Annotated in this window: 24 protein-coding genes; 20 read left to right on the top strand and 4 right to left on the bottom strand. The window is 42.4% G+C overall.

The genetic code is table 11. The features are described 5' to 3' along the window. The first annotated feature begins 1 nt into the window (after nucleotide 1). The 11 genes from ABS301_RS01095 to ABS301_RS01045 are packed head-to-tail and all read left to right on the top strand — an operon-like array spanning nucleotide 2 to nucleotide 8,256. Nucleotides 2-418 (top strand): NifB/NifX family molybdenum-iron cluster-binding protein, encoded by a 417-nt coding sequence (locus tag ABS301_RS01095; RefSeq protein WP_349670430.1) that lies wholly within the window; start codon nucleotides 2-4, stop codon nucleotides 416-418. 25 nt (nucleotides 419-443) lie between these two features. Beyond that, a complete protein-coding gene (locus tag ABS301_RS01090; protein WP_349670429.1) occupies nucleotides 444-1,262 on the top strand; it encodes a transporter substrate-binding domain-containing protein in 819 nt (272 codons plus the stop codon). A 5-nt stretch (nucleotides 1,263-1,267) separates the two neighbouring features. Further along, complete coding sequence (locus ABS301_RS01085) at nucleotides 1,268-2,002, top strand: amino acid ABC transporter permease (protein ID WP_349670428.1); 735 nt, start codon at nucleotides 1,268-1,270, stop codon at nucleotides 2,000-2,002. Then, the gene (locus tag ABS301_RS01080; RefSeq protein WP_349670427.1) at nucleotides 1,987-2,697 is read left to right on the top strand and encodes an amino acid ABC transporter permease; all 711 of its coding nucleotides are present in this window, start codon (nucleotides 1,987-1,989) and stop codon (nucleotides 2,695-2,697) included. The genes ABS301_RS01085 and ABS301_RS01080 overlap by 16 nt, the downstream gene beginning before the upstream one ends. Then, the gene (locus ABS301_RS01075) at nucleotides 2,690-3,445 is read left to right on the top strand and encodes an amino acid ABC transporter ATP-binding protein (protein WP_349670426.1); all 756 of its coding nucleotides are present in this window, start codon (nucleotides 2,690-2,692) and stop codon (nucleotides 3,443-3,445) included. The genes ABS301_RS01080 and ABS301_RS01075 overlap by 8 nt, the downstream gene beginning before the upstream one ends. A gap of 38 nt (nucleotides 3,446-3,483) precedes the next feature. After that, the gene (locus tag ABS301_RS01070; RefSeq protein ID WP_349670425.1) at nucleotides 3,484-4,596 is read left to right on the top strand and encodes an iron-containing alcohol dehydrogenase family protein; all 1,113 of its coding nucleotides are present in this window, start codon (nucleotides 3,484-3,486) and stop codon (nucleotides 4,594-4,596) included. Then, nucleotides 4,583-5,707, top strand: coding sequence for a histidinol-phosphate transaminase (gene hisC / locus ABS301_RS01065; protein ID WP_349670424.1), 1,125 nt, complete (start codon nucleotides 4,583-4,585; stop codon nucleotides 5,705-5,707). Before ABS301_RS01070 ends, hisC begins: the two co-directional genes overlap by 14 nt. Continuing rightward, a complete protein-coding gene (locus tag ABS301_RS01060) occupies nucleotides 5,691-5,855 on the top strand; it encodes a hypothetical protein (protein ID WP_349670423.1) in 165 nt (54 codons plus the stop codon). Before hisC ends, ABS301_RS01060 begins: the two co-directional genes overlap by 17 nt. Beyond that, nucleotides 5,780-6,718 carry an ABC transporter substrate-binding protein gene (locus ABS301_RS01055; protein ID WP_349670890.1) on the top strand — a complete coding sequence of 313 codons (939 nt, stop codon included), beginning with the start codon at nucleotides 5,780-5,782 and terminating at the stop codon, nucleotides 6,716-6,718. The genes ABS301_RS01060 and ABS301_RS01055 overlap by 76 nt, the downstream gene beginning before the upstream one ends. A gap of 14 nt (nucleotides 6,719-6,732) precedes the next feature. After that, a complete protein-coding gene (locus ABS301_RS01050) occupies nucleotides 6,733-7,500 on the top strand; it encodes an ABC transporter permease subunit (protein ID WP_349670422.1) in 768 nt (255 codons plus the stop codon). 3 nt (nucleotides 7,501-7,503) lie between these two features. Beyond that, a complete protein-coding gene (locus tag ABS301_RS01045) occupies nucleotides 7,504-8,256 on the top strand; it encodes an ABC transporter ATP-binding protein (RefSeq protein WP_349670421.1) in 753 nt (250 codons plus the stop codon). A gap of 57 nt (nucleotides 8,257-8,313) precedes the next feature. Here the strand turns inward: ABS301_RS01045 and pdaA are convergent, their stop codons facing one another. Then, entirely contained in the window at nucleotides 8,314-9,174 is an 861-nt protein-coding gene (gene pdaA, locus ABS301_RS01040; protein ID WP_349670420.1) for a delta-lactam-biosynthetic de-N-acetylase, read from the bottom strand. Nucleotides 9,175-9,343: 169 nt separating this feature from the next. After that, nucleotides 9,344-10,282, bottom strand: coding sequence for a carbamate kinase (arcC, locus tag ABS301_RS01035; RefSeq protein WP_349670419.1), 939 nt, complete (start codon nucleotides 10,280-10,282; stop codon nucleotides 9,344-9,346). Between the two features lie 174 nt (nucleotides 10,283-10,456). Between arcC and ABS301_RS01030 the strand changes: the two genes are divergently transcribed. Both ABS301_RS01030 and ABS301_RS01025 read left to right on the top strand, forming a co-directional pair. Beyond that, on the top strand, nucleotides 10,457-11,248 hold the full coding sequence (locus ABS301_RS01030) for a CPBP family intramembrane glutamic endopeptidase (RefSeq protein ID WP_349670418.1): 792 nt from the start codon (nucleotides 10,457-10,459) through the stop codon (nucleotides 11,246-11,248). Further along, on the top strand, nucleotides 11,245-12,264 hold the full coding sequence (locus tag ABS301_RS01025) for a glycosyltransferase family 2 protein (RefSeq protein ID WP_349670417.1): 1,020 nt from the start codon (nucleotides 11,245-11,247) through the stop codon (nucleotides 12,262-12,264). Before ABS301_RS01030 ends, ABS301_RS01025 begins: the two co-directional genes overlap by 4 nt. A 42-nt stretch (nucleotides 12,265-12,306) precedes the next feature. Here the strand turns inward: ABS301_RS01025 and ABS301_RS01020 are convergent, their stop codons facing one another. Then, on the bottom strand, nucleotides 12,307-12,969 hold the full coding sequence (locus tag ABS301_RS01020; RefSeq protein ID WP_349670416.1) for a phosphatase PAP2 family protein: 663 nt from the start codon (nucleotides 12,967-12,969) through the stop codon (nucleotides 12,307-12,309). Nucleotides 12,970-13,195: 226 nt separating this feature from the next. Between ABS301_RS01020 and ABS301_RS01015 the strand changes: the two genes are divergently transcribed. The 3 genes from ABS301_RS01015 to ABS301_RS01005 all read left to right on the top strand — a co-directional run bounded on the left by ABS301_RS01015 (nucleotide 13,196) and on the right by ABS301_RS01005 (nucleotide 15,731). After that, nucleotides 13,196-13,675 (top strand): COG2426 family protein, encoded by a 480-nt coding sequence (locus ABS301_RS01015; RefSeq protein ID WP_349670889.1) that lies wholly within the window; start codon nucleotides 13,196-13,198, stop codon nucleotides 13,673-13,675. A 23-nt stretch (nucleotides 13,676-13,698) separates the two neighbouring features. Beyond that, the gene (locus tag ABS301_RS01010) at nucleotides 13,699-14,370 is read left to right on the top strand and encodes an NUDIX domain-containing protein (RefSeq protein ID WP_349670415.1); all 672 of its coding nucleotides are present in this window, start codon (nucleotides 13,699-13,701) and stop codon (nucleotides 14,368-14,370) included. Nucleotides 14,371-14,510: 140 nt separating this feature from the next. Then, on the top strand, nucleotides 14,511-15,731 hold the full coding sequence (locus ABS301_RS01005; protein WP_349670414.1) for a D-alanyl-D-alanine carboxypeptidase family protein: 1,221 nt from the start codon (nucleotides 14,511-14,513) through the stop codon (nucleotides 15,729-15,731). A 71-nt stretch (nucleotides 15,732-15,802) separates the two neighbouring features. On the opposite strand, the gene ABS301_RS01000 is transcribed toward ABS301_RS01005, so the two are convergent. Then, on the bottom strand, nucleotides 15,803-16,054 hold the full coding sequence (locus ABS301_RS01000; protein ID WP_170823419.1) for a helix-turn-helix domain-containing protein: 252 nt from the start codon (nucleotides 16,052-16,054) through the stop codon (nucleotides 15,803-15,805). A 184-nt stretch (nucleotides 16,055-16,238) separates the two neighbouring features. Here ABS301_RS01000 and ABS301_RS00995 point away from each other — a divergent pair, with 184 nt between their 5' ends. The 4 genes from ABS301_RS00995 to ABS301_RS00980 all read left to right on the top strand — a co-directional run bounded on the left by ABS301_RS00995 (nucleotide 16,239) and on the right by ABS301_RS00980 (nucleotide 19,071). Continuing rightward, on the top strand, nucleotides 16,239-17,099 hold the full coding sequence (locus ABS301_RS00995; protein WP_349670888.1) for a metallophosphoesterase: 861 nt from the start codon (nucleotides 16,239-16,241) through the stop codon (nucleotides 17,097-17,099). Between the two features lie 79 nt (nucleotides 17,100-17,178). After that, nucleotides 17,179-17,985: a segregation and condensation protein A gene (locus ABS301_RS00990; protein ID WP_104438400.1), complete on the top strand. Its 807-nt coding sequence runs from the start codon at nucleotides 17,179-17,181 to the stop codon at nucleotides 17,983-17,985. Then, entirely contained in the window at nucleotides 17,978-18,637 is a 660-nt protein-coding gene (gene scpB / locus ABS301_RS00985; RefSeq protein ID WP_349670413.1) for an SMC-Scp complex subunit ScpB, read from the top strand. The genes ABS301_RS00990 and scpB overlap by 8 nt, the downstream gene beginning before the upstream one ends. Further along, nucleotides 18,634-19,071 (top strand): dUTP diphosphatase, encoded by a 438-nt coding sequence (locus ABS301_RS00980; protein ID WP_349670412.1) that lies wholly within the window; start codon nucleotides 18,634-18,636, stop codon nucleotides 19,069-19,071. Before scpB ends, ABS301_RS00980 begins: the two co-directional genes overlap by 4 nt. The last annotated feature ends 24 nt before the right edge of the window (nucleotides 19,072-19,095 follow it).

The following is a 19,095-nucleotide window of genomic DNA, read 5'->3' as shown; positions in this document are numbered from 1 at the left end:
TATGTCCTATAAAATTGCAGCAGCCTCAGAAGATGGTGAACAAATTAATTTAAATTTTGGAGCGGCACAGCGATTTCTGATCTATGAAGTAAATGAATATGGAGTATGGACGCTGTTGGAAGAAAGAAGCGTACTGGAGGGACTGGAAGGTGTTTCTGGTTGTGGCAGCCAGAGCTGCAGCGGCGGGGTAGGCGGCTGCCATGGATCAGGAGCTGTCAGTCTGAAAGTGGATCTCCTTTCAGACTGCAGATGTATTGTATGTAAAAAGATAGGGTTTCCCATACAGAAGCAATTTGAAAAGAAGACGATCAGTACATTTGAAATATCAGGAAGCTTAAATGAGGTATTGGATAAAATAACCCTTTATTTTAACAGATCCGATCATCATCAGACCTTAAAAGGCATCGCTAAACAATGAGCAGTAAGAAAGGATGAGGGCAATTATGAAAAGAAAGAAATATGTTGCGGCAGTATCGATGCTAACCATATTAAGTGTGGCAGCACTTGCAGGGTGTGGAAAAAAGGAAGCGGCATCTGAGAGCAAAGGTAAAAAGATCGTAGTGGGAACCGGCAATTCCTACGAGCCTTATTGCTATCTTGATGATAAAGGAAATCTTGCAGGCTATGAATATGAAGTATTAAAAGCAGTGGATGATCTGCTCCCACAGTATGAATTTGAGTATAAAACATCAGATTTCGCCAATGTGCTGATCTCTCTTGATGCAGGAAAAATCGATCTTGCAGCCCATCAATATGAGTGGAATAAGGAGCGGGATGAGAAGTATCTCTTTGGAAAGGAGCCTTACACCACCTATGTCACATACATCACTGTGGCTGAGAATCATCCGGATATCAAGTCCCTTGATGATTTAAAGGGAAAGAAGGTAAAGAGTTCTGCCGGTTCCAACACATCCTACATATTGGAAACTTATAACAAAGATCATAAGGATAATCCCATAAAGATTGAATATGTCAATAACTCCACAGATGAAGAGACCATAACCGGACTGTTAAACGGAGTATGGGATGCCACAGTTATGACAAAGAGGGATGCAGATAAGTTAAATAAAAATTACGGAAAAACAGCTATTAAAGTAACAGGTGATCCGGTTCAGACTTCCTCCACATATTTTGTTTTTTCGAAAAAAGACACCGAATTGCAGGGAGCAGTTGACGGGGCATTAAAGCAGTTAAAGAAAGACGGAAAACTGAAACAGTTATCCATGGATGTAATCGGCGGTGATTATACAGAAAGTGAGTAAGAAATATGGGGAAACTGTTTGAATGGAGCCGCTTTCTTGAAAATATTCCTAAAATACTTCCATATCTGACTGTGACCTTTTCCATTGTATTTTATGCGACCATTTTCGGAGTCCTCTTGGCGGTATTCATTGTGCTGATCCAGATTAAGAAAGTACGGGTGCTTTATCAGATCAGTAAAGTCTATATTTCTTTCATGCGGGGCACCCCCATGCTGGTTCAGCTGATGCTTATTTATTACGGCCTGCCCGCTATCATTGATCCGCTTTTGGGTACCAGCATCAACCGGGACTGGAGTGCAGTTGTGTTTGCTTATGTGACGTTTATATTAAACCAGGGAGCATTCCTTTCTGTGATTTTTTACAGTGCGGTAACATCAATCCCTTATGGCCTGACAGAAGCTGGTCTCAGTGTAGGTCTGACGCATTATCAGACATTTATAAGAATCATACTGCCTCAGATGATACGGGTTGCCCTGCCGCCCTTTGGTTCAGATCTGGTGGGATTGTTTCAGGGATCTTCACTGGTTTTTTTAATCGGTGTCACAGATATTATGGGAAGGGCTAAAACAATCGGATCAGCCACGAAGCATGTTTTGGAAGCATATGTGTTTGATGTAATCATTTATATCATAATCAGTCTGGCAGTCCGGCTTTTGTTCTGGTACTTAAACAAAAGGCTGGATTACTCAAATGTAAATAAGACAGGCAGAAAAGAGGGGACTCCATGGATTTCAACATAAATAACTTTGCGGAAAGCTTTATTTACGGAATGAAATATTTCCCCAATACTCTGCGCCTGGTGTTTATCCCCCTTAGTGTGGGTCTGATACTTGGAACGGTGGCAGCACTAATACGGGTTTATAAAGTGCCGGTGCTTAGTAAAATCCTTGCTTTCGTGATTACAGTATATCAGGGAGTTCCAATTATCGTAGCGCTAATGATATACAATTTGATTTTTATGATGAAATATAATGATTTGGCAGCATTCCTGCATTTAAAAGGGACAATTGCAGATGTGGATCAGATCTGGATCGGAATCTTCGCACTCAGTCTGACGGCAATATGTTCCGTATCAGAAGCCATAAGAGGGGCTCTGCTATCCATCGATAAAGGGCAGGATGAAGCCGGATATTCGGTAGGTCTGACAAAGATACAGACGATTTACCGGATTATCCTTCCCCAGATGATCCCCGTTGCAATTCCAATGCTTACCAATCATGTGATTGGGTTAATTAAGGCATCCTCCGTAGTCATGGCAATCGGGATTATTGAAATCGTTGCAGGAGCTACGATTCCAAGCTCAAGAACCTATTCATTTTTTGAGGGGTATGTGGCTGCTGCGCTGATATACTGGATATTTACAGTCATGATTGAATATTTAGCAAAAATATTGAAAAAGCATACCGGAAGATTCAGGAGGAATCTTTATGATTGAAGTGAAGCATGTGAAAAAAGTATTTGGCAGACTGGAAGTTCTAAAGGATGTTTCTGTTAAGGTAAAAGATGGTGAGGTGGTAGTAATCCTGGGACCAAGTGGTTCCGGTAAAACCACACTGCTGCGCTGCATTAATTTTCTTGAGAATGCTGATAGCGGGGAACTTACTGTGGGAGATATCCAGGTTGATTTAAAAAAAGCCTCAAAAAAAGAGATTCTTGCCATAAGAAGAAAAACTTCCTTTGTTTTTCAAAACTACAATTTATTTGCAAATAAAACCGCAATTGAAAATGTAATGGAAGGGCTGGTAACTGCAAGACGTGTACCAAAGGAGATTGCACAGAAGCGGGCAAAGGAAGCGTTAAACTGGGTAGGGTTGTCTGATAAATATGATTATTATCCTTCCCAGCTTTCCGGAGGCCAGCAACAGCGTGTTGGAATCGCCAGGGCATTTGTCCTGGATCCGGAAGTAATTCTCTTTGACGAGCCCACCTCCGCCCTTGACCCGGAACTTGTAGGGGAGACACTTGAGATTATTAAGAAAGTGGCTGAAAAGGGTATTACCATGATCGTGGTGACCCATGAAATGTCTTTTGCTCAGGAGGTGGCTGACAAGGTCATCTTTATGGATGGCGGTGTTGTAGTAGAGGAAGGGCCTCCAGAGGAAATCTTCACAAACCCTAAAGAAGAGAGGACAAAACAGTTTTTATCCAGAATCATTTCACTGGAACCTATTTATACCATATAGTGGCGGGAAAAGTACCTGCCAAAAGAAAGGAGATATAAATGCTGCAGATTAAAACCCCTGATATTTATATAAGTGAACCTGGCGCCATAGAATTCCTTGGCTCTTATATCTCAGAACATGGCAAACGGGCTCTTATTATCTGGTCGAAAACTGCCAGAGAGGTTACGAGGGAAGCTGTGACGGAAAGCCTTAAGTCACAATCCATTGACATGTCAGAGTATTTATTTGAAGGCTATCCTACTCTGGAAAAAGCAGGTGAGCTGGCAGAACTGGCGAAAGAGAACGATATTCCGTTATTCATAGCCATAGGCGGCGGCAAAGTCATGGATGTAACAAAAGCTGCCGGAGATCTGGCCAATATACCAGTCATATCAGTTCCTACAATTGCTGCCACCTGTGCAGCCTGGGCAGCGTTATCTGTTCTTTATACAGACGAAGGAAATTTTGATCAGTTCTGGCGTAATAATCATTCCCCCAAAGCAGTGATTGCGGATACGGATATTTTAGCCGGTGCCCCCATCCGGTATTTAAGGGCTGGCATTGTTGATACCCTGGCAAAATGGTATGAGACAACAGTTTCTTATGACAGCGAAATCCTTGACTTTTCCTACATAAATTCCATTAATACTGCACGGCTGGCATTTGAGTTTTTGAATGAGTATGGCACAGAAGTAATAAAAAATGCTGAGGAAAATATCGTTGATGAATACACCGTTAAGACTGTAGATGCAATCATTTTTCTTGCAGGAAATGTAGGAAGCTATGTGGGAGAAAAAGCATTTTCAGGATTTGCCCACCCTTTTTACCACTCATCCCGTATCATTAAAGAGACCAGAGATACGCTGCATGGGGAATTGGTGGCATTCGGTCTTATCATGCAGGCCATACTGGAACGAAAGAGTGAGGCTGAAATTTCTGAAATTGTATCTAGGTTTAATGAATTAAAGGTTGCATTCACCCTGGAAGAGATCGGTATATACGAACAGATCGAAGAAAAGCTGCAGATCATATCGGACAGAATATATGAGTTATTTGGAGGTATTCGTATACTGGCAGATCATGAGGATGAACGGGCACTGATTGATGCAGCCTATCAGGCAGATGAATATGTGAAAAAGTATGGAAGGGAGGCGGCATATGCCAATGGTTAGGGAACGGCCCGGAGTGGATAAAATAGCTCCATACCAGGCTGCTAAGTCACTGGAATCAATAAAAAGGGAGTATGGTCTTAGTCGGGTTATAAAACTTGCCGGTAATGAAAATCGTATGGGCTGTTCTGCCAGAGTGGGAGAAGTGTTAAATGAGCTGAGCAGCCAGTTTGCTTTTTACCCGGATCCCAACTGTACCATATTAAGAGAACGGTTAAGCGCCTTTCACCATGTGGAGTCTGAGAATCTGATTTTTGGGAACGGTTCCTTTGAGCTGATTTCGCTGGCAGCACATGGGTTTCTGGGAGAAGGGGAGGAATCCGTGATACCAGATCCATCCTTTGGCTGGTATCGTAATGTTACGCTGCAGATGAATGGAACGCCTGTTATGGTACCTTTAAAGGATTTTACCATTGACACAGACCGTATTTTAGAGACCATTAATGAAAGAACCAAGATCATCTGGATCTGTAATCCCAATAATCCAACGGGAACCATTTTAGCCGAAGATCAGCTGAATAATTTTATTAACAGGGTTCCAAAACATGTACTGATCGTACTTGATGAGGCTTATATCGATTTTACCGAAGAACCTTATTTCAATACCATTGATTTAATTAAGGAGCATAAAAATATAATCCTTCTCCGCACGTTTTCAAAGCTGTATGGCCTGGCATCCTTTCGTATCGGATACGGAATTGGAGACAAGGAATTAATTGAACGGATCAACAGGGTAAGAAGTCCCATCAATGTGAATTTTTCCGCGCAGAAGGCGGCTGAGGTAAGCCTTGATGATGATGCGTTTAAAAATTCTGTCCTGGATAATAACAGAAAAGGTCTCAATCTGTATTATACAGAGTTAGAGAAACTGGGATTTCCATATATCCGGTCCAACGGCAATTTTTTACTCATTCAAACAGGAAAAGAGCCAGTAGAAAACACGTTTTTGCAAAATGGAATTATTGTCAGAAATGCCGGTGAGTTTGGGCTTGATGGCTGGATCCGCGTCTCAGTCGGGACATATGAAGAGAATGAAAAAGTAATTGAAGTACTGAAAACAATAGCAGAGAGTCAGACTGGCAGGAGGATGAGCGATTATGAAACAGAAATTTAGAAAGGGACTATTGGGAGTTATGACGGCCCTGCTGGCAATATGTTTAACTGGCTGCAAAACTGCTTCTGCTGAATCAGTACCGGCATCTTCGGAAAAAATTCACCTCCGCTATGGAATTACCGGCTGGAAAACCACGAAGCATTATTAAAGGCAGCAGGGCTGGATGATTTTAAAGGATATGATGTAGAATATTTTGTTTTTCAGGGAGGAAATCTCTGCATGGAGGCATTGGCAGCCGATCAGATTGATTTTACAGGCACCAGTGAAATTCCCCCCATATCCGCCTCCATGGCACAGAACGGCGGTAATTTTAAAATAGTATTGATTAACAGCAGCAGTCCGCAGAATCAGGAAGTAGTTGCTCTGGAAAAATCGGGGATAAAGTCAATCGCTGATTTAAAAGGAAAGAAGGTGGGCTATATTAAAAACACAACGGCTCATTATTTCCTGAATGAAATGTTAAAAAAAGAAGGGCTTTCCTGGAAGGATATTGAACCAGTTGAAATAACAACTGCTGATGGTGTCACCGCTTTAACAGGAGGCCAGATTGATGCATTTGCCAGCTATGGAAACTCTATTAATGCTTCAAAAGCCAATGGCGCAGTTACAATTGCTTCTGCAGTTAATATTCTGTCCGGTAACTTCCCTTTTGAGATATCAGATCCCGTGTTAAAAGATGAAGCAAAAGTGGATGCAATTGCAGACTACTTTGCAAGAGTGCAAAAGAGTTATGATTGGGCAGAGGGTCACCTGAAAGAGTGGGCAGAAATTCAGGCTGAGCCAACCGGAAATACGTACGATGAGGCTTATGATCTTTTAAAGAGAACCTATGATGACAGAGGTTATTTATATCATTTTGTGGGAATTGAGGATCAGGTGGTACATTCAGAACAAAACGTTGCTGATTCTTTTTATGAGCTGAACGTACTGGATCAAAAGGTTGATGTGTCATCATTCTACGAAAAATCATTTTATGAGAGATATAAGAAGGCGCTGGCAGATTTAAAATAAAACGGAGAGTGAATATGGACTGGAAAAAGACAGGAAACCTACTTAAGCCGCTGGTCCCTTGGCTGATACCGGCGTTAATCATTATTTTGTGGTATTTGACAACTTTGCCAGGCATGAATGATACACTGATGCCATCACCGGATAAGGTTTTAAAACGTACGTTGGATATGATTGAAAACGGACAGCTTTTAGACTATATAACGGTCAGTGCAGGACGTGCAGGAAAAGGACTTTTGCTTGGCGGGTTAATTGGACTTTTACTTGCATTTATGACAGGATTAAACCGTGGATTGGACTTGACGCTCAACACAACCATTCAAATGCTTCGGACCATTCCGGTTCTTGCCGCCATATCATTAATGATTATCTGGTTTGGAATAGGCGAAAGAGTCAAAGTTTATATGGTTGCTTTCGGCGTGTTTTTCCCAATCTACATCAATACCTATCATGGTATTAAGACAATTGATAAAGGGCTAATGGAGATGGGAAGGGTTTACGGTTTTTCAAAAGTTAAAATATTTACTGAAATTATCCTCCCTGGAGCGCTTCCTTCCATATTAGTCGGCTTTAAACTATCCCTTGGAACCATGTGGCTTTTACTGATAGCCTCGGAGCAGATTGCTACTGATGCAGGAATTGGTTATATGGCGATGTCTGCGCGGGAACTGATGCAGATGGATAAGATACTCCTTTCCATTATTTTGTATGCCATACTGGGAAAACTGTCTGATGCAGCAGCTGGATTTCTGGACCGGAAACTCATTCGCTGGAGGGAAGTATAAAATATGGAAGAAAAACAAAATGGATATGGAATTAAAATAGAGAGTTTATCAAAAAACTATGGACCTTTAATAATCCTTAATGACATTAATTTAGAGATAAAACCAGGAGAATTTGTCGCAATTGTAGGCAAAAGCGGCTGTGGAAAAAGTACGCTTTTACGGCTGATTGAAGGCCTGGAAGTTCCTTCTGATGGGAGTATTACAGTCAATGGTGTGACAAAAACAGGGGTGGACAGTAACATTCGGTTTGTGTTTCAGGAACCAAGGCTTCTTCCCTGGAAGAAAGTATCAGAAAACGTTCGCCTTGGAAGCTACGGGCATAACCAGGAATTAACCAAAAGGGCTTTAAGCAGTGTGGGACTAATGGATAAAAGTGACTGCTGGCCCCATGTACTGAGCGGAGGACAGAGGCAGCGTGTTTCACTGGCAAGAGCTCTTGCCGGTCAGCCAAAAGTACTTCTCCTTGATGAGCCGCTAGGGGCATTGGATGCGCTCACAAGGCTGGATATGCAGCAGCTCATTGAAAAACTATGGAAAGAACTTGGGTTTACCACAATTATTGTGACCCACGATGTTGGAGAAGCAGTGAAACTGGCTGATCGTGTCATAATCATTGATGAACATAAAGTCAGGCAGGATATAAAAATTCAGCTGCCTCGTCCAAGAGTTACCGGTAATGACAGCAGCTATTATGAAAAAATTATTCTCTCCCATATTATGAACGAAGATGAGGCGTCAAAAGATTATTCCATTTAAAAAAGAAACGGAGGTAAACGATACTCTTATAGAAAGGGTAAGGTCTACCTCTGTATTTTATTGTTGGGAACACAGTTCGTCTAAAGACTTAAACTGATACCCCATCTCTTCCCATTTGGTCAGCAGTTCATCAAGAATCTGTGCATTAGTACTGGAAGTGCTGTGCAAAAGAACGATAGCACCGGGATGAATCCGTCCTAACAACTTTTTAAAGGCTTCATCCTTTGAAGGCTGCTTATCCTGATACCAGTCCACGTAAGCCAGGCTCCAGAAAAAGGTTTTATATCCCATATCCTTTGCCATCTGCAGATTGGATTCACTGTATTTGCCCTGAGGCGGACGGTAATACTTTCTCATTTTTTGCCCGGTGGTCTGTTCAAACAAAGTTTCTAGGTCTCCCAGCTCTTTTTCAAAGGATTCCTTTGAATTCATCTTCGACATATCCGGATGATGATAAGTGTGGTTTCCTACTGTGTGACCTTCCGCAATCATTCGTTTAACCAGTTCTGGTGCAGTTTCTATGTAGTTGCCCACAATGAAAAAGGTTGCAGGTGCATGGTGCTTTTTCAGTGCATCTAAAATTGCAGCAGTATTTCCGTTTTCATATCCGGCGTCAAAGGTGAGATATAAGACCTTATCCTGGGTTTTCTGTGCATAATAGGCATTAAACTGCTTTAAATAATCCATGGTGGCATTGGCAACAGGAGGCTGACCTTCCTGCTGGAAGCTTAATCCCCAGTTTCCTTCTGCAGCAGTTTCCACAGCGCGATGATGCTCAGTCAGCATTGCCCCCAGACGCCCGGCAAAAAAGGCACATAGAAGGAACAGAAATATCTTCAGACCTTTCTTTCCATTTTCCGGCGAAATGGAAAATGTTCTGATTTTCTCTGCCAGTCTTAATCGGTTGAACCATTTCATAGTAATACTCCGTCGAGTCCATTTGTTTCAATATATGACGTGGTTTCGGGAATATATGCTGTAGGATTAGCGTTCAGACCATTTTTCTCAGTTTTCAAAACGGAACTGGTTCTATAATAGAAAAAAGGATTTCTGCCCTTAATACACAGGACAAAAATCCTTTTTATAGTTACACTTCTGTTATAACGGTACCTGCTTTTCCCTCAAGGCTTTCTTCCGCCTTTTCCAGGGAAGTAATAATCGCTTTCCGATTCCGTCCATGTTCAATAAAATCAAGAGATGCTTCAATCTTAGGAAGCATGGAAGAGGATCCGAACTGATTGTCCTTAATATAAGAATTCGCATCCGCTTTGCTCATAAGGCTGATGGGACTGGCATCCGGCTTTCCAAAGTTTAAGGTTACGTTATCCACATTTGTTAAAATCATCAGCACGTCGGCATCGATTTCTTTTGCAAGCAGTCCGGCAGCCCTGTCCTTTTCAATCACAGCGCTGGCTCCTTTTAAGTAGCAGCCCTGTTCCATAACCGGGATACCGCCTCCTCCGCAGGCAATTACAATCTGATCTGCATCCATAACAGCTTTTATGATATCAATCTCAACAATGGAAACTGGCTTTGGAGAAGCGACTACTCTTCGAAATCCCTTGCCAGGGACCTCTTCCACATAGTTCCCCTTATCCTCTTCTTCCTTTGCTTCCTCTGCAGTCATGAAACGGCCGATGGGCTTCATGGGGGTATAGAAAGCCTCGTCATATGGATTTACCATCATCTGGGTTAAAATCGTAGCCACGGACTTATATATGCCCCGTGTCATAAGTTCTGCACGGATTCCGTTTTGTAAGTCATATCCGATGTATCCCTGGCTCATGGCAGAACAGACAGACATGGGAGCTGAGGTATAACCGTCATGCTGTTTTCCGAATTCATTCATTGCAGTATGGATCATTCCAACCTGGGGAGCGTTGCTGTGAGTAACGGCCACCTGCCAGCCGGACTGAATAAAATCTGCAATTACTTTGGCAGTTCTGGCTACTGCCGTCTTTTGTTCCGGAAGGTTTGTTCCCAGAGCATGGTGTCCCAAAGCTATCACAATACGTTTTTTTGCCATATTATTTCCTCTCAGTTTCATGTAGTTTTAATCAGAAAATATAAGGATATTATATTATCAGCAGATAAAAAAAGCAACCGCTTTCGGGCATCAGAGAATATGAGAAAAGATTTCAATTGTTTTTAGAAATAATTTTAAAAAAATTAAGTGGATATCCTGAATTCAGGTGGTATAATGTTTAAGAAGATACAGAAAATGAAAGGACAGGTACTTATGATAGTAATGATTCTGCATCTGATTCTTCCTTTGTTTACCTATACGTTAGCCACCACGTTTCTGTATTTGGCGGTGCCTCTTGAACCACTTATGGCTACGGGAGTATCTGCATTACTGAATATTCCGGTTTTGCTGTGGTTTTATTCTTACGATCAGAAAAACAGAGGGTCTTCCATGACAGAGAGTTTGAAACCTGCGGACAGTCTGTTTGCGATCTGGCTGCTTGGAGCAGCTCTTTGCATTCTGGGAAATTCAGCTGTGGAAGTTATGGGACTGACCAGAATATCCAAGACGTACCAGGAAGCGGCCAGGGCACTGTATTCTCCGCCATTTGCGCTTCAGCTTCTGGCCTCCGGATTTATCATACCTGTAGCGGAGGAACTGATATTTCGAGGAATGATATTTGCTTCCATCCGGGACAAGTTTTCTTTTGTTTTATCGGCTGTCGTATCAGCCGGCCTGTTTGCCCTTTATCATGGAAATCTTCCCCAGGGTGTTTATGCATTTATCATTGGTCTTACCGCAGCATGGCTTTATGAGAGAACAAAAGCTTTGTCGGCACCTATCATGCTTCACATCTCGGCTAATTTACTTTCGCTTTTTATAACCAACACGGAACTGTCCGGGCTTCTGTTTCAAAGAGAACGTGCAGGAGTGACTACAGCTGTGGTAGTGTTATCAGTCGTTGTAACTGTAATATGTATTATCCGGATTTATTGGAAAAACAACCTAAAGGAGGATATTGTGTGAAACTCTTATCTGTAGCAATTCCATGTTATAATTCAGAAGCCTATATGAGGCATTGCATCGAATCCCTGCTTCCAGGCGGAGACGAGGTTGAGATCCTTATTGTAGATGACGGTTCGACAAAAGACCGTACAGCCGAAATTGCAGATGAATATGAACGGAATTATCCGGGAATCTGCAGGGCGATCCATCAGGAGAATGGCGGGCATGGAGAAGCAGTGAATGCAGGATTAAGGAATGCGTCCGGGATTTATTTTAAGGTAGTGGACAGTGATGACTGGGTGGATGAATCCGCTTATATGGAGATTCTTAATACCCTCAGGCGTTTCGTTTACGGCGAAAAGACACTTGATATGCTGGTAAGTAATTTTGTTTATGAAAAACAGGGTTCCAATCGTAAAAAAGTGATGAATTACCGGACTGCACTTCCGGAGAACCAGCTGATTGACTGGGATGATGTGAAGGTTTTTATTCTGGGACAATACATTCTGATGCATTCTGTGATTTACAGGACAGAACTTTTAAAGCAATGCGGTCTGGAATTGCCAAAGCATACCTTCTATGTGGATAATATTTTTGTTTATCAGCCGCTTCCTCATGTGAAAACCATGTATTATTTAAACGTAAACTTTTACCGATACTTTATAGGCAGAGACGATCAGTCTGTCAATGAACAGGTTATGATCGGACGGATTGACCAGCAGATTCGCGTGACAAAGCTGATGCTTTCCTATTATGACGTGATGAAGATTAAGCAGCGCAAGCTTCGGCGTTATATGGTGCGGTATTTAGAGATTATGATGGTCATTTCCTCCATTCTGGCTATTAAGTCCGGAACAGAGGAAAATATGGAGAAAAAGGAAGAACTGTGGCAGAGTCTTAGAAAACAGAATTTAAAGCTTTATTTAAGGCTTCGCTACGGATTCTTAGGACAGGGAGTCAATCTGCCTGGTAAGAGCGGAATGAAATTCCCCATCGCCATTTATAAGATGACTCAGAAATTTTTCGGATTTAATTAGAATCGGATGGGAAAAGACCTCCCCGGCAGGGAAGGTCTTTTTTTAACTGATTGCTTTTTCGGATACCTTTTTTCTGTTAGGAACAAGGGAATCAGAATAAACAAACTGATACATGATATATGCCATGGCGAATGAGCCAAGTCCGTCAAAAGCAGAGTGCTGTTTTAAAAACACAGTAGCCAGACAGATTAAAATCATTAAAATAAGAGACGCTGTTTTTAACTGTCTGTTATTTTTAAGACGTTCACTTCGGCAGATGGCAATGTGGACACAAATGGAGTTATAAACGTGTATGCTTGGAAATACGTTGGTACAGGTATCTGCAGAGTAGAGAAGATTAACAATAGCAGCACAAATATTTTTATTGGCATCAACGACAGGCCTGAAGTCTGTTCCGTTTGGAAAGACAGTACAGATCACCAGGCTTATGGTCATTCCTGTAAACAGCATGGTGCAAAGCCTGTAGTATTCTTTCACATCATGAAAGAAAAAATAGGCGACAGAGACGGCCACATAACCAAACCACATCAGGTAAGGAATAATGAAATATTCATTAAACGGGATATAGTCATCAATGGCTATATGCATGATGTGATAGTTGCTTGTCACTGTTTTTTCAAGGTACATGAACCATGGTAAATAAATGAAGGCGTAGCTGAGGATCCAGACATGCCTGTACTTGATTATAAACTGTTTGATATTCATAAAAAGACACCCTTCTTAACTAATGCGTGGGATTATAATATTCAACTTTTGAGGATTATATCACACTCGTTTTGTCAGTACAATAGTATTTCAGAAATGTTAATATTTTATTCAGGAAAGGTTTGGAATCATGTGTGTAAATATAATCTTTTTATAAAATAGTTGATAGACTGTCCATCTTTGTGTATAGTATAAAGGCAGACTTTTATTATGAAAGGAATGAATGATGTTACAAAAATATATAACAGTGTTTTTTATTTCCATGGTTCCGCTTATTGAACTAAGGGGAGCGATTCCCTATTCTGCTGTAATGGGACTGCCTTTGTTTCAGTCTTATATTATTGCAATAATCGGAAACATGCTTCCGGTACCCATTATCTATCTGTTTGCCAGAAAAGTTTTGGAGTGGGGAGTAGATAAGCCGGTAATAGGCGGCTTTTTTACCTGGTGTCTGGAAAAAGGAAAACGCGGCGGAGAAAAACTGCAGGCGAAAGCCGGAAGGGGATTGTTCATTGCTCTATTGATATTTGTTGGGATCCCACTTCCAGGCACCGGTGCCTGGACTGGCACATTGGCAGCCAGCCTGCTTGATATTGATTTTAAATCCAGTATTTTAGCTGTGATGGGCGGAGTTTTAATGGCAGGAATCATTATGGGACTTGCCAGTGCAGGTGTTCTTGGAGCGCTTCAGTCCATTGTATTCTAAAATCTGGTAGGAAGAAGGGCAGAATGGAACGAAAGAATGAAGAAGGGCTGACGGAAAAAGAGTTTCTTTTACAATACCGTCCGGGAGATTACGAACGCCCGTCGGTAACGGTGGATATGCTGATATTTGCATATGACCAGGAAGAATCAAAGACAGATATTCTTCTCATTAAGCGGAAAAACCACCCCTGCATCGGTCAGTGGGCGATTCCGGGAGGATTTGTTAACATGGATGAATCCCTGGAGGAAGCAGCAGCCAGAGAACTGTTTGAAGAAACCGGATTAAAGGAAATCTACATGGAACAGCTTTATACCTGGGGAAGTGTAAAAAGGGATCCCAGAACAAGAGTGATTTCCGTTTCTTATTTAGCGGCAGTTTCAAAAGATCAGTTAACCGTAGAGGCCGGTGACGATGCCGGCAAGGCGTGTTGGTTTGAGGTAAAGAAAAAGAAGCTTTCAGACCTTGAAAATGGGGCGACATATGCACTTACCATTGAGAATGAGGAAGAACATATATTTATCAGCTATCGGATTACGGAAACCTTTGAACGGGAAGGCATGATGTGGAAGAGGGATATTGACATTGAACTTCTGCCTGCAATAGACATGCTTGACCAGGAGAAGATGGCATTTGACCATGCGGAAATTTTAAATATTGCAATGGACAGGCTGGAAGAGTTGGAAAAAGAAGATTAATACAGTCGCTTTAGACGATGCATCACTTTTATGAGTGGTGCATTTTTATTTTGTAAGAAAATTTTAAGCGGTAATTATTGGATTTTATGTTATACTGATGGAAGAACTAACTGGTAGAAAAATACAGGAGATAATTGGCTATGACAAAAAAAACTTGCAGATTAATCAGTCTTATCATTGGCTTTTCCATGTTGGCATCAACTGTTGCTTATGCAACAGAGATACCTACGGTTTCGCCTTTCCCGGGTTCCACGCAGGAGACCAGGGCAGAAGCCGGACCAGGTGCTACAATAAGCGGACAGGCAGACCAGAACGCAGACAGTAATAAAACCGCAGCGGATTCCACAGCGGCCACAACCACAACCACCACAGCAGCCTCCACAGTAAGTGTGCCCCAGATCTCTTCCGAGGGAGCTGTGTTAATGGATGCCGATACCGGAGCACTTCTTTATTCTAAAAACAGTGAGACGAAGTATTATCCGGCCAGCATTACCAAACTGATGACTGCGCTTCTGGTGGCAGAACGGACGAACCTTTCCGATACTGTTACCTTTTCCAAGGCAGCTACTACCAATCTGGAATCAGGTGCAGTTACCTTAAATATGGCAGAAGGTGATAAGCTGACGGTAGAGCAGAGTCTCTATGGTCTTATGCTTAAGTCTGCCAATGATGTGGCCAATGGTCTTGCTGAGCATGTATCCGGCAGCGTCAGTTCCTTTGCCCAGCTGATGAATGCCAAAGCCAGGGAACTTGGCTGTACCAATACAAATTTTGTCAATCCCAACGGTCTTACTAATTCCAGTCATTATACAACACCCCATGATATGGCGCTGATTGCAAAAGCCGCTTTTCAAAATGGTGTGGTTAGAAAAGTGTGCGCTACTGTCAGCTACCAGATTCCGGCCACGAAGAAAGCGGGAGCCAGAACGGTAACCATGGGACATAAGATGATCAATTCTTCCGACTCCCGTTATTACCCTGGAGTGTTGGGCGGAAAGACTGGCTTTACCTCTGCGGCTGGCAATACCCTGGTAACTTATGCAGAAAAGAATGGATCACGCTTAATCGTAGTGATTATGAAAAGTAAGTCCACTCATTATGACGATACCAAAGCGCTTTTGGATTATGGTTTTGCCTTAAAGGGGTCAGGCAGCGGCAGTGTAAAAGCCAATGCTTCCTCCGGCTGGGTGCAGTCAGGGGATCAGTGGTTTTATTACCGGGAAGATGGTACCAAGGCATGTAATTACTGGGTGAAAACCAAGGAGAAGTGGTATTATCTTGGCAGTGACGGCGCGATGTTAAAGGATACGGTAACACCTGATGGTTACCGCCTGGACAGAGCCGGTGTCTGGATATCCTAAGAAGAATATAGCATAGAAAAAAGAGCCTTGAGGCTCTTTTTCTATGCCAAATCCTCTGAAGGAAAAGCCTGTTATTTATTTTCCTCAGGGTCAGTATTACAGGTCACACTTGTTGCCTCGCAAATATCGGCCCGATATTCCATAATTTCATCTACGCTGCAGTCTAAAATTTTGCACAGCATATCAATCGTATGAGTAGATACGAAATTGTTTTTCTTAAGCCGTCCGATTTGTCCGGCACTGACCTTGCAATATTTGATCAGATGATACTGGCTGACATTTTTCTTTTTCATGGTTTCCCACAGTCTGTCATAAACAATCATGGTTAGTCACCTCACACTCTTATTAAACCGTGATTATCCAGTATTGCATATTATCCATAATTGGTATCCATTATACAAAAGGGGAAGGTAAAAGAGGAAGCCTTTTACTTGACGGGGACAGGTTCTTCATTGTATGATGGAGGGACAGCAAAAGAAGGAATGAGAGAAGATGAGGTATAAACAGATGTGGTTTGCTGCCGGAGTTTTTTGTGCTGCTGCAGGCGCAGTATCCTTACTGCGTTCTGAATACGAAAGAGAACAGCTTTCCGTAGAGAGAACTGTTATAGAAAGCAGTAAGATCGGAAAAAACTTGAGGCTGGTATTCCTTTCGGATCTTCACAGCCATTGCTTTGGAGAAGACAATAAAAGACTTCTTAAGGCGATTGACCATGTGAATCCGGATGTGGTGCTTGTCGGCGGTGATATGATGGTTGTAAAGAAGACAGCAGATACCAGGGTCAGTTTAAAACTGATGGAGAAGCTGACAAATCGTTACCCGGTTTTTTACGGAAATGGAAATCACGAAAACCGTATGAACCAGGAACGGCTGGTCTATGGTGATCAGTATGATACGTATGAAAACAGCTTAAAAAAGCTTGGGGTGATAGTGTTAAGAGACCGGACGGAATTATACCGGAAGGATATTGCCATTACAGGTGTGGATTTAAAAGAAGGCTGTTATAAGGATTTTATTCCTGAGCGACTTCTTCCCGAAGAACTGGAACAAAAAGCAGGGAAGGCAGGAGAAGAACGGTTTCAGATCCTATTGTCCCATTCCCCCCTTTATTTTAACACTTACCGGGACTGGGGCGCTGATTTATCACTTTCCGGTCATTTTCACGGAGGAACCATACGCCTTCCGTTTCTGGGAGGAGTGATGACTCCGCAGTACCAGTTTTTTAATCCCTACTGTGGAGGGACGTTTCAAAAAGATGAAAAATATATGATAGTAAGCAGAGGCCTTGGAACCCACTCCATTAATATCCGGCTGAATAACAAACCACAGCTGGTAGTTGTGGATTTAAAACCCAAATCCTCAAATTGAACCTTCCATATATTTACAGATCGGTCTCAATTTGGTATACTTCTTTTTGGTATGTTTTTAATCTGCTTTGGAGGAATATATGGGAATCTCTTATAAACTGGATAATTTTGAAGGACCGCTTGATCTGCTTCTTCACTTGATTGATAAAAATAAAGTGAATATCTATGACATTCCCATTGTGATTATTACGGAACAGTATTTAGATTACATGAATCATATGGAGACAGAGGATTTAAATATCGTCAGTGAATTTTTAGTCATGGCGGCAACTCTGATTGACATCAAGGCACGTATGCTTCTTCCCAAAGAGGTCAATGAAGAAGGGGAGGAAGAAGATCCAAGGGCAGAACTTGTTGCCCGCCTTCTGGAGTACAAATATTTTAAATATATGGCATCGGAATTAAAAGACCGGGAAGTAGGAGCAGACCGCCTGTTTTTTAAGACTCCTACCGTGCCTGCCGAGGTGGCGAAATATGAGCCGCCCGTAGATTTGGACAAGCTCCTTGACGGGCTTACCCTGGCAAAGCTGCAGGAAATTTTCCGTGCGGTGACAAAACGGACAGAAGACAGGGTGGATCCCATCAGAAGCCGGTTTGGCAATATTCGTAAGGAAGCGGTAAGCCTGGAAGATAAGATAAAATCAGTAATGGATTTTGCCAGACGAAACCGGAAATTTTCCTTTCGCAGAATGCTTGAGGGACAGCCTGACAAGATAGAAGTAGTAGTCACTTTTTTGGCGCTTCTGGAACTCATGAAGATCGGCAAGATCACCCTGACCCAGGAGCATTTATTTGATGATATGATGATTGAAACCCTGGAGCCGGAAGGCGAGGAAGGGGAACTGGATTTTTCGGATCTGGGAGAGGAAGAAAAAGTTAATGGATAAAGTAACTCTGACAGCAGACGGGTCAGCAAAGAGCGCGAAAGAAGAAAAGAAATGGGAAGCGGTCATTGAGGCAGTTCTTTTTACCATGGGAAATTCGGTGGAACTTAGCAGGCTGGCTGCAGCCATAGAACAGGATGAGGAAACTGCCAGGGAAGCAGTTCTTCGTCTGATGAAACGGTATGAGACAGGGAAAAAGGGAATGCAGATCATTGCACTGGAAAACAGCTATCAGATGTGTACCCGCTCAGAATACTACGAGAATTTAATCCGTGTTGCCTGCGCTCCGAAAAAGCAGGTATTATCGGAAGTGGTTCTGGAGACACTTTCCATCATTGCATACAAACAGCCGGTTACTAAGCTTGAAATCGAGAAGATCCGTGGAGTAAAATCCGATCATGCGGTAAACAAACTGGTAGAATATAATCTGGTGTATGAGGTCGGAAGGCTGGATGCACCGGGACGCCCGGCACTTTTTGCAACAACAGAAGAATTTTTAAGAAGATTTGGCATTGGCTCCACTCAGAATTTACCGGCTGCAGATCCTTTGGTAGCAGCGGAAATTCGTATGGAAGTGGAAGAAGAACTTTCTGGAAGCGGAATATTGCTTACGGAGGAACAAAACAGCGACAGACATCAGGAGGACATACAGTGACAGCGAATATTAAAATTAAATACTTTACAGACGAAATAGAAAGACTGAGATACATAGATGGCAAATCCGACTGGATTGATTTACGGGCGGCGAAGGATGTGGAGTTAAAAGCAGGTGAATTTAAACTGATCCCTCTTGGCATTGCCATGGAACTTCCTGCCGGCTATGAAGCTCATGTAGTTCCAAGAAGCAGTACCTTTAAAAATTACGGCATTATTCAGACCAACAGCATGGGAATTATTGATGAGACTTACTGCGGGGACAATGACCAGTGGTTTTTCCCGGCTTATGCACTTCGGGATACCGTGATCCGTGTCAATGACCGGATCTGCCAGTTTCGTATTATGGAGCATCAGCCAGCCATCTGTTTTGAGGCTGTTGACTCTTTAGATCATGAAGACAGAGGCGGACACGGCAGCACTGGAATACAATAACATTTATAGTTTTGTTAAAGTTGG

Origin of the sequence: Lacrimispora sp., assembly GCF_031982545.1 — a bacterium.
Taxonomy (GTDB): Bacteria; Bacillota; Clostridia; order Lachnospirales; family Lachnospiraceae; genus Lacrimispora.
Note: the sequence above shows the minus strand (reverse complement) of the source record. Positions and strands in the feature narration are given on the sequence as shown.